The organism is Proteus genomosp. 4 str. ATCC 51469 (assembly GCF_003144375.1).
Lineage (GTDB): Bacteria > Pseudomonadota > Gammaproteobacteria > Enterobacterales > Enterobacteriaceae > Proteus.
The window spans coordinates 178658-188496 of the sequence record NZ_PENV01000012.1 but is presented as its reverse complement, the minus strand read 5'-3'; the positions used below and the strand labels follow the sequence as shown (position 1 = coordinate 188496).

The 9839-nt window shown below is 35.4% G+C and carries 8 protein-coding genes and 1 pseudogene; 6 read left to right on the top strand and 3 right to left on the bottom strand.

Annotation, left to right across the window (positions count from 1 at the left end; genetic code table 11):
• From DK866_RS12505 to ecpA, 3 genes and pseudogenes are all read right to left on the bottom strand, one after another.
• Positions 1-770: pseudogene (locus DK866_RS12505) on the bottom strand (fimbrial biogenesis outer membrane usher protein); the annotation flags it as partial.
• Positions 771-794: 24 nt separating this feature from the next.
• Complete coding sequence (locus DK866_RS12500; RefSeq protein ID WP_109409172.1) at positions 795-1481, bottom strand: hypothetical protein; 687 nt, start codon at positions 1479-1481, stop codon at positions 795-797.
• Positions 1482-1553: 72 nt separating this feature from the next.
• Positions 1554-2153: a common pilus major fimbrillin subunit EcpA gene (gene ecpA / locus DK866_RS12495; RefSeq protein WP_109409171.1), complete on the bottom strand. Its 600-nt coding sequence runs from the start codon at positions 2151-2153 to the stop codon at positions 1554-1556.
• A 1610-nt stretch (positions 2154-3763) separates the two neighbouring features.
• Here ecpA and DK866_RS12490 point away from each other — a divergent pair.
• From DK866_RS12490 to DK866_RS12465, 6 genes are all read left to right on the top strand, one after another.
• Complete coding sequence (locus tag DK866_RS12490) at positions 3764-4699, top strand: ABC transporter permease (protein ID WP_109409170.1); 936 nt, start codon at positions 3764-3766, stop codon at positions 4697-4699.
• Between the two features lie 5 nt (positions 4700-4704).
• Complete coding sequence (locus DK866_RS12485) at positions 4705-5565, top strand: ABC transporter permease (RefSeq protein WP_109409169.1); 861 nt, start codon at positions 4705-4707, stop codon at positions 5563-5565.
• Position 5566: 1 nt separating this feature from the next.
• Positions 5567-6361 carry an ABC transporter ATP-binding protein gene (locus DK866_RS12480; protein ID WP_109409168.1) on the top strand — a complete coding sequence of 265 codons (795 nt, stop codon included), beginning with the start codon at positions 5567-5569 and terminating at the stop codon, positions 6359-6361.
• 1 nt (position 6362) lies between these two features.
• Positions 6363-7295, top strand: coding sequence for an oligopeptide/dipeptide ABC transporter ATP-binding protein (locus DK866_RS12475; RefSeq protein WP_109409167.1), 933 nt, complete (start codon positions 6363-6365; stop codon positions 7293-7295).
• 28 nt (positions 7296-7323) lie between these two features.
• Positions 7324-8946, top strand: a complete 1623-nt coding sequence (locus DK866_RS12470; RefSeq protein ID WP_109409166.1) for an ABC transporter substrate-binding protein — start codon at positions 7324-7326, stop codon at positions 8944-8946.
• A 90-nt stretch (positions 8947-9036) separates the two neighbouring features.
• Entirely contained in the window at positions 9037-9804 is a 768-nt protein-coding gene (locus DK866_RS12465; RefSeq protein WP_109409165.1) for a class I SAM-dependent methyltransferase, read from the top strand.
• The last annotated feature ends 35 nt before the right edge of the window (positions 9805-9839 follow it).

The following is a 9839-nucleotide window of genomic DNA, read 5'->3' as shown; positions in this document are numbered from 1 at the left end:
AGCGCCGACATAGAGGCGATAGATTGTAAGTTCCAAGTATTTAATAGACCAAAAGCAAAACGGCGACCATTAAAATCACGCTCAAACATAGCACGATAAAAGTCAAAAGATTGCTCTGCAGTGCCTAGGCCATAAGCCGTAGCACTAAGATTCAAATGGTTTTCAGCAAAACTCCAGATACTATCAATTGAAAAATAATTATTGGTGTTATCTTTTTGCTGTTTCATTTGGTTGTTATAGACACCTAAATTATAGGTGGTGACAGAGGAAATATTATCAACCGTTGATTTTCCTAACATTTCTGAGCGTGCTTTGACTTGCGTGGCAAGACCCGCTTCATTAACATCTAACGACATGATAAAGGTACTTAAATCAAAATTAAGTGTCGCATCAGGGGAAAGCGTTATCTTGTTATTTTGATCAAAGGGCTTATCTTTAAGCTCATTTAATGATTGAACAAGCTGTTCATTGATAGAAGCCGTTTGTGTTTCACCTTCATCAAGTGTGGGGGTCACAGAGTTAATGGTGATTTTATTATCTTTAAGCACTACCAACGCATCTGCAATTTTATTACGACTTTGTTCTTCTAAAACAGATTGTTCAGAAAGATCGTAACGCAAATAGACAGGGATCGTCATTCCTTCTTCTAATGCTGTGGCAAAGACACTAGGAATAATATAGTTACCTATCTTTAAATTGGCGGGTTGGCTATATGTATTCTCGGACAATAGGAACATAGCAATACCTAGTGCCACCACAGATTTGCGCACAATAGATCCTTATGAAATTAAAATTTAATTTACAATAATAAAATCGTCGTTATGCCAAATGCCGACAGTTGCTTTTTTACTTTGAACATCGACTTGTTTTAGCTTGACGCCAAGGCCTGGCATAACGTAGTAGCGTTCACTACAGCGGTTATTTTCGTTTTTTGTTACAGCATCTGGCATGCAGTCACCGGTGGCGACAGTGCGAAATGAACTATTCCCCGTGTTAAACACCACGCGCGCTTCTTTATCAAATTGGTAATCAAATTTTTCTTGGCGAGGAGCAACCACTAAAATGGTGCTTATCATGGCAGACGTCGTTGCCGTTGCTGCTTTTGCACTTTGCGTTGATCCTGTTTCAGTTACCGGATCGTCACGCCACACTAAGCGATAGTAACGTTCTTGATTATCACTAGGGCCTTTATAGAAAATTTTAAAACTTTCTTTGGTTTTGCCGGGCAAAATTAAGTTTGCTGGTGAGATCAAAATCTCGTTATTGACTAAAGGGAGCACTTTTCCATCTTCTAAAGGTGATGAAATACGCTCAATAGATAATCCGACTAAACGTGCCTGATCGACATTATTTTCAATTTCTTTGGCAAGAATAGTTTGGTCAGATGGCATAGTTTCGGTAATGGCACCGACATGAATGGCTGCTGCAAATTGGCTATAAAAAATCAAAGGGCTTAAACAAGCTAATATTATTTTTTTCATCATGGACCCTAGAAGGAAGAGCGAAAATTCGCTCATCCTTTATTATTAAAAGATAATTTTGTGGATCATAGACTATGGTGTAGTAGTGAAGTCGCCTTCCCAAGTTGCAGTAAACTGAACTTTAACGTCACCATCCCAGTAACCATCAGCTAATTCAGAGAATTTAGCATCGGTACCAGCAATTTTTGCAGATGCGATATCGAAGGCGAATTGGCTTTGGCCACTTACACGATCTTTACCGTTGTAAGCACCATCTTGTGCTAAGAAATCAAGACCTGCAGTTGTGCCTGCTTTAACATCAACCATTGTGGTTTCTGTTGTGTCATTTAACGCAGTGCCATTCCATTTAACACCAACAGTTAATTCGCTATTGTCAGATGCGCGGCTTAATTTGTCAGAGATGATTTTTGATGTCAGTTTAAAATCAGTTGCACCTTGTTGACCTTGGATAGTGATATCGAAAGCACCGTCTTGAGTATTAAACGCTTTAATACCTTCAGCGTAATTGAATGTTAATGATTTTAATGGTGTAACCACTAACATACTTTTAGTATCTTTGTATGCTTTAGCATCCCATGAAGCAACAGCGCTTGCTTTACGAGTATCAGCTTGAGCAAGAGTAGTTGCACCCATAATAGCAACTGCAAGAACTGCTAAGGTCAGTTTTTTCATATTGAAGTATCCTTTGTTGATTATTTTCACAGCATAGTGTTTTTAAATAACAGAGAGCTTTTCAACTATATTCAGTTATTTAGGTATTTAGTTATTTGATTGTTTATTAGTTAAATGCTTATTTAAAATAAAATTTAAATATACTAATTTTAGATAAAACACATTTATCTAATGGAACGTATTTTGAAGTTTGTGAATATCTATTTTCTTTATGTCTATTAATTAATATGCAAAAGAAGTAATGAATCAAAGCCAGAATATGCATTCTTTTCTTGATTGTTCGTTTATTTACAAACTTGATGTGAGGTCAATTTTACGAATAAAAACATTAATTAGGATAGGATTAATCTCATAGGGTTTTATGCTAAAAAAACAAATCATAAGCATTTTTTAACTAAAATTGCGTATTTTTACTCCAAACGCGAGTTTTTTTTCGATAATCAAATAAAAAATTTTATATGTTAATAAGTAATTAACGTTATATAAAAAAACATTTTTTTACATTTGTACGATTTTTTACACCATTTAATTCATTTATTAAGAAATAATTAAATGAGATGAGTCTTTTTTGGACTTGTTTTGGTGGTTTGTACGAAAAATTACATAGCAGGAATAAAAAAATTATAACTATTTTTAGCAATCATCTAAAAAAGACTAACCTATATTGATCTAAAACAATATATAATGGTCTTTGCAAGTAGTTCTTATTTGAATAGAACTAAATTTAATAACAACATTATTTTGTTTTTATCAATTTAAAGATTAAACAATGTAAATAAAAAGTAAAAAAATAATAAAATATTTGTTTTGTTACTTGAATAAATATAGTTAAAAAATTTATCATAAGATAACTATGTAACTAAAATGCGCTATATACAATCTTATATAAATTATAGTGTTTATAATGAAGATAGATTATTAACTAAAAATAGCATTTTTTAATAAAGCCAATAGCTGAATTGATGATGCTTTTTCTTGTTGTCGACTTTCTTTATTTTGTGTTTAGCCGAGAATAAATAAAAAGGTCTAATAATCGAATAATGTAGAAATAGAAAATACTATTTTTGAATGTCAGTGTATTTATATCAATTTTATTTCGCCATTTAATCGTATTTAATTGAGATAAAATTGACCATTCAGGGAAAGCTTTATTATTTTAATTAATAATAATAAAAATTATTTTCTAATAAATTATTTTTATTGATAAGCATTGTTAATATATAATTGTTCATTCTTTATTGATATCGTTTTAGATTACTATCATTTCTTTCATTTAAACAGATATTAAAAATTAATAATGCTATTTTAAAACTACTTTATACTTATTTCATTCTGTGATGCTTGTTGTAATTCATTGATTTAAAATGATATAAATAAAATCTAAATAAAGTGGTATTATTTCTAAACTTCAAAATATAATTTTGATTATAATCATTTTTAAAATATAAATAATTATCTTTGAATGTTATGTAATATAAAAATTTTATTTTTTATTTTTCTAGGGAAATTGAATAAATAACGTGTTATATCAATAGTTCGTCAAAGATTAATCACTATACTTTGGTTTTAAGTTATTAAACGCCAACTTTATCATTATAATAAATCATAAAATGAACTTTAAACGCTTTATTTTTAAACGACTTATCCAAGTTATTCCTATGCTTATTATTGTCAGTATATTGGCATTTATACTAAGTCATATTTCAGCAGGTGATATCGCAGAAATTACCTTACGAAGCAAAGGGATCATTCCAACTCCTGATAGTATTGCAGCGGTGAGAACAGAGCTTGGATTAGATAGACCTTTGTATATTCAATATTTAAGTTGGTTAGCACATACCTTACAAGGTGATTTTGGTACCTCTATTCAATCAGGTTTACCTGTTAGCCAAGAAATTATGGATAGGTTTCCTGCAACGTTAAAATTAGCATTGGTATCTACACTCTTTGCCATCATTTTATGTGTTCCTATCGCATTAGTATCGGTCCGTTTTAAAGATACACCGATTGACCATGGTATTCGTTTTTTAACGACAATGGCTGCGACCTTACCTGATTTTTGTCTCGGATTATTATTGCTGTATATCTTTGCCATCCAGCTACATATTGCTCCTGTTATTGCTGGTGACAGTATGCAAAATATTCTCTTACCCGCTTTAACGCTCAGTGCTGGTTATGCTGCTATGTATACCCGTATTTTACGTAATAACTTAATTGAGGTGAGCTATACAGATTATATTCGAGCTGCAAGGGCGAGAGGGCTGGGTAAAACAGCAGCCCTTTTTCGTCATGGCTTAAAAAATGCCGTTTTACCTTGTATTACGTTAATTGGCGTGAACTTTGGCAAGTTGTTAGGTGGACAATTTGCGTGTGAAACCATTTTTTCATGGAATGGTATTGGTAAATTTGCTGTAGACAGTATTCGCCTTAAAGATTTACCGGTTATTCAAGGTTATATTGTTGTTGTGGCGGTGACCTACATTGTTATTAACTTATTGATCGATGTGTTGTATGTGTTTATCGATCCAAAAATAATGATGGAGTGATCGCGATGCAACTGAATTTCCTACAGCGATTCTTACAACAACGTTTAGCTATGACAGGTGTTGTGATCATTCTATTTTTGGTTATTTTGGGGATCTTTGCGCCTTATTTAGCCCCTCATGATCCTTATCTGACTAATGTTAAATTGAAACTAATGAGTGCCAGTTTTGATTATCCCCTAGGAACCGATCAATTAGGGCGTTGTGTCTTTTCTCGCTTAATTTATGGTATTCGAACCAGCCTTTCTACAGCTGTATTAGCTACGGCATTGATGCTCAGTATTGGTATTCCGTTAGGAATTTTAGCGGGTTATGTGGGAGGTAAGACGGATAACTTGATCATGCGTCTTGTTGATATAGCCTCAACATTTCCATCAAGTTTGTTAGCATTGGCAGCCATTGGGATCACAGGCCCTAGTTTAATGACAATTTTATTGGTCTTTATTGCTCTGTGGTGGGCGCCTTTTGCCCGTATTATTCGAGGCTCTGTTATTGCTTTAAAAGAGAAAGATTTTATTCAAGCCGCCGTGTCTGTCGGTTCGCCTCATCGCCGTATTATTTTTCATCACATTATTCCTAATGCTATGTCATCCATTATTGTTCTTGCCACATTACGTATTGCAGCGGTTATTACCCACGTCGCGGCGTTTTCATTTATCGGTTTAGGCTCACAACCGCCCATTGCGGATTGGGGGGTGATGTTAAGTGATAGCCGACAATATATGACGCAATATCCCATGATGATTATCTATCCAGCACTCGCCATCATGTTGTCAGTATGGGCATTGAATATGATTGGTGAAGGGTTAAATGATGTCTTACAAAACAATGCCAAAGCCTTAGATTTGAAAAAACAGGAGGAGATTTAATATGTGTATTAAACCTGTTTTATCTGTCAAAGGGCTAACAACTGTTTTTCAGCAACAAAAGAGTGAATTTGTGGCGGTGAACAATATTAATCTTGAGCTCTATGCTGGAAAAATAACAGCACTGATTGGTGGATCAGGAAGTGGGAAATCAGCCACTGCACTCTCTTTAATGAATTTAGTGGATAAACCTGGAAAAGTTGTCTCTGGTGAAATCACCTTATTAGGTGATGTTATTTCGAATAAAAGTGAAAGACAGTGGCGAAATATTCGTGGGCAGAAAATTGCCATGATTTTTCAAGAGCCAAGAAGTGCCTTAAATCCTACCATCAAAATAGAAAAACATTTTGCTGAATCACTATCTCCTTTATGGCGAAAAAAATCGAAAACAGAAAAGCGGCAACGATATAAAGATATTTTATCTCGGCTTGGATTAAGTCATGCAGATGAGTTGTTAAACAAGTATCCATTTGAGTTAAGTGGCGGTATGTGCCAGCGCATTATGGTGGGGATGGGGTTGTTATCGGAGGCGCAAGTGGTTATTGCGGATGAGCCAACGGCTTCTTTAGATCTCACCACGCAAGCCGCTATTTTATATGAAATTGAACGTTTGAAATCATTAGGGATCGCGATTTTGCTGATCACTCATGATCTGGGCATTGTGGCACAAATGGCTGATAACGTTTATGTGATGTATCAAGGTGATATTGTGAGTTCAGGCAGTGTGTCTCAACTTTTTGATGAGCCTCAACATGAATATACCCAACGTCTATTCTCAACAATAAATCGGGGAGAATAAGATGCCATTAATCGAAGTAAAAAATCTCGCTAAATATTATCAAAAAAAAGGGATCACGACCTGTGCTGTCGCTAATGCTTCATTTTGTATTTATCGAGGTGAAACGTTGGGTGTTGTGGGAGAGTCTGGATGTGGAAAAACAACGCTTGGTAAATTATTACTGAAATTAGAACAAAGTGATAAAGGGGTTATCACCTTTTCAAAGCAAGAGATCACGCATTTTAGTTTTAAACAAATGCGTCAAATTCGCCAAAATATGCAAATGATCTTTCAAGCCAGTGCAGATGCGTTTAATCCTTATTTTACCGTAGAACAAATTATTGCTGAGCCACTTATTAATTATAAAAATCTGACTCGCCAAGAGCGACAGCAACTTATCGGTAAAACATTAGAATTAGTTGGATTAGACAGCTCTTTTTTATCAAGACATTCTGATGCGCTTTCAGGTGGGCAAAAACAGCGTATTGGTATTGCAAGAGCATTAGTGCTGGAGCCAGAATTTGTGGTGTGTGATGAAATTGTCTCTAGTATTGATTTTGCGTTAAAACAGCAAATACTGACGTTAATTAATACACTTAAAAAGAAATTACAACTCACTTATCTGTTTATTTCTCATGATATTTCTGCGGTTAACTTTGTGAGTGATCGGATTATTGTGATGTATCTTGGCCATATTGTTGAAGTTATTCCTAAAATGGATAACTGTGTTCAACATCCTTATAGCCAGACTTTATTGTCTGCAGTATTGCCAACTCATCCTTCACAACGCACACCTTTTAAGCAACAGATCTACACCGATGCACCTAAAACACAGACAGGTTGCCCTTATTACCATCGTTGTTTAAATCGGCAAGATATCTGTAAGCAACAAAATCCTCCTTTGATAGAAATTGCATCTAACCACTGGGTTGCATGCCATAAAATAACGCATTAATAACAATAAGATGGAAAGAGAAAAGAATATGTTTAAACAATTAATACACCGAACTTTATTGGTTGGTTTTCTTTCAATAACAGCATTAACGGGCTGTAATGATGAAAAACCAACAGAAAACACCACTCAAGTTGAGCAGAAAAAAGAAGTCGTTGTTGCTATTTATCGTGATGGTGCGATGAATATGCTTGATGCTGCCAGTTATAACGGACCTCATTTTGTCTTTAAAATGATTTATGACGGTTTAACAGAAGATGGTGGTGAAGGTCAGATTATTCCAACATTAGCAACTAGTTGGGATATTTCAGAAGACGGCAAAACCTATACTTTTAAACTGCGTGAAAATGTGAAGTTTTCAGATGGTACCCCGTTTGATGCCGATGCAGTTATTTTTAATTTAAAACGTTGGGTGAATAATCCTCGTTATAGCCAAATTACCGCCACATTAGTGGACTCAATGGAAGCCATTGATAAACATACGGTGCGTATTACTTACAAAAATCCTTCTTATCCTATTTTAATGGAAATGACCTATCCTCGACCTGTACGTTTTTTAAGCCCAGCTTCGTTAGGTGAGGATGGTAAAACCTTTACGAAACCAGTCGGAACAGGCCCTTGGATGCTAGAAAGCTATGAAAAAGATAAAAGCTTTACGCTGGTACCAAATCCTTACTATTGGGGCGAAAAACCAAAGTTAGATCGCATTATCTTTAAAGTTGTTCCTGACGGTCAGGCACGTGTTTTTGCCTTGCAAAGTGGTGAAGTCGATATTATTGGCGGTGATCTGATTGGAAAAATTCCAATGGGAAATATTCAGGAATTGGAACAAGACAAAAAGTTTGAGACATTTACTGCGGATACGCTAAGTTCTCACTTTATTGCCTTTAATCAACGGACTCCTGAGTTACAAGACAAGCGTATTCGCCAAGCAATTAACTACGCTATTGATAAAAAAAGTATTGCAGAAGATCTCTTTAACCATATTGGTAAAGAGGCGACAGGTATGTATCAATCAGGAGTACCTTATGCTAATGCAAAAAATAACTACACCTTAGCGGGGGATAAAGATAAAGCACAGGCATTATTAATTGAAGCAGGATATAGCAAAAATGCCCAAGGTATTTTTGAAAAAGAGGGTAAGCCTTTATCGTTTTCTTTCTTACTGACAACCGATGAATTCCCTGAGTGGAAAACCCTTGCGGAATTTATTCAAGCGGAATTAGCGCAAACGGGTATTCAAGTTAATTTAAAAATACTCGACCGTAATGGTTATACCCAATCTACATTGGAATCGAAAGATTTTGATATGGCTTTAATGCGTACCGCTTCTGACTCATGGATGCCTCATAGCTCTATGCTTGAGATCTACGATATCCAAGCGAATAATCAGCAAGCTAAAGCATGGTATGACGAAAATCTCTCTGCCATGATTTATAAAACCTTAGCGACATTAAATGAAGAAGATCGCCAAAAAGGCTATGACGGTATTATGACTTTTATTAGCGAAGAGGCGATCACTGCACCGGTTTATCACCCCGTCACCAATTTTGCTATTAATCCTAAGAAAGTGGCTAATTTTGAAGTCGGCGTGAACAATTACGCACCTGTTGCGTGGGAAAAACTCACTGTACCTCACACATCTGAAAAATAGTCTCTACGGCGCTCTTAGCTATCTTTATAAGATCTTTGCAGCGCCATGATTTTGTTTATTCATTTTAGTTTACATACTGATAGGTTTGTTATGCAGGACTCAAAAGATAAATTATTAAAAAATTGGACAGAGGGTGCTGAAAATTACAGTAATTTGATCCAACTAGAATTAAACGGTTTTCAGCGAGAAGCGTGGTTGAATATTATTCATGAATATTGCGGTCAACAAGGCAAATTAAAGGTACTAGATGTAGGAACGGGCCCTGGTTTTTTCTCTATTATTATGGCGAAAGCAGGACACAAAGTGACGGCAATAGATTGCACAGATGCGATGGTTAATGTTTCGAAGAAAAACTTTGAAGCCTACCACGTTGATGTCGAAGTGATGCAAGGGGATAGCCATTGCCTACCTTTCCCTGATGATCACTTTGATTTGGTGATTAGTCGTAATGTGGCATGGACGTTATTAGATGCAAAACAAGGTTATAAAGAGTGGTTACGTGTCTTAAAACCGGGAGCAAGAACACTGATTTTTGATGCTAACTGGAATCGCTATTTATTTGATGAAGCCTTAAATCAGAAAAACAGTGAAGATATTGAAGCCTATACCGCACTGTTTAATGAAAAGCCTGCAGGTTATAGCGATGCGATGCTCGATTACCGTAAAAGTATGCCAATGTGTCAAAAAATTAGGCCTCAATGGGATCTTGATACACTAGTTACCCTTGGTTATTCAGAACTGACTTGTTTAACCAATATTAATGAGCGAGTGTATGATGAAAAACGTAAAGTCCTTTATCGCTCAACACCGATGTTTATGATCGCAGCCAGTAAGCCTTGGGTGAAAGTGACTTATTAATTGCGATAAAAATAAAGTCCTATCAACGCGATTAA

Bases quoted from the DNA above. Each gene is read 5' to 3' on its own strand.
- DK866_RS12500 (WP_109409172.1), bottom strand. From the start codon at position 1,481: ATGAAAAAAATAATATTAGCTTGTTTAAGCCCTTTGATTTTTTATAGC.
- ecpA (WP_109409171.1), bottom strand. From the start codon at position 2,153: ATGAAAAAACTGACCTTAGCAGTTCTTGCAGTTGCTATTATGGGTGCA.
- DK866_RS12490 (WP_109409170.1), top strand. From the start codon at position 3,764: ATGAACTTTAAACGCTTTATTTTTAAACGACTTATCCAAGTTATTCCT.
- DK866_RS12485 (WP_109409169.1), top strand. From the start codon at position 4,705: ATGCAACTGAATTTCCTACAGCGATTCTTACAACAACGTTTAGCTATG.
- DK866_RS12480 (WP_109409168.1), top strand. From the start codon at position 5,567: ATGTGTATTAAACCTGTTTTATCTGTCAAAGGGCTAACAACTGTTTTT.
- DK866_RS12475 (WP_109409167.1), top strand. From the start codon at position 6,363: ATGCCATTAATCGAAGTAAAAAATCTCGCTAAATATTATCAAAAAAAA.
- DK866_RS12470 (WP_109409166.1), top strand. From the start codon at position 7,324: ATGTTTAAACAATTAATACACCGAACTTTATTGGTTGGTTTTCTTTCA.
- DK866_RS12465 (WP_109409165.1), top strand. From the start codon at position 9,037: ATGCAGGACTCAAAAGATAAATTATTAAAAAATTGGACAGAGGGTGCT.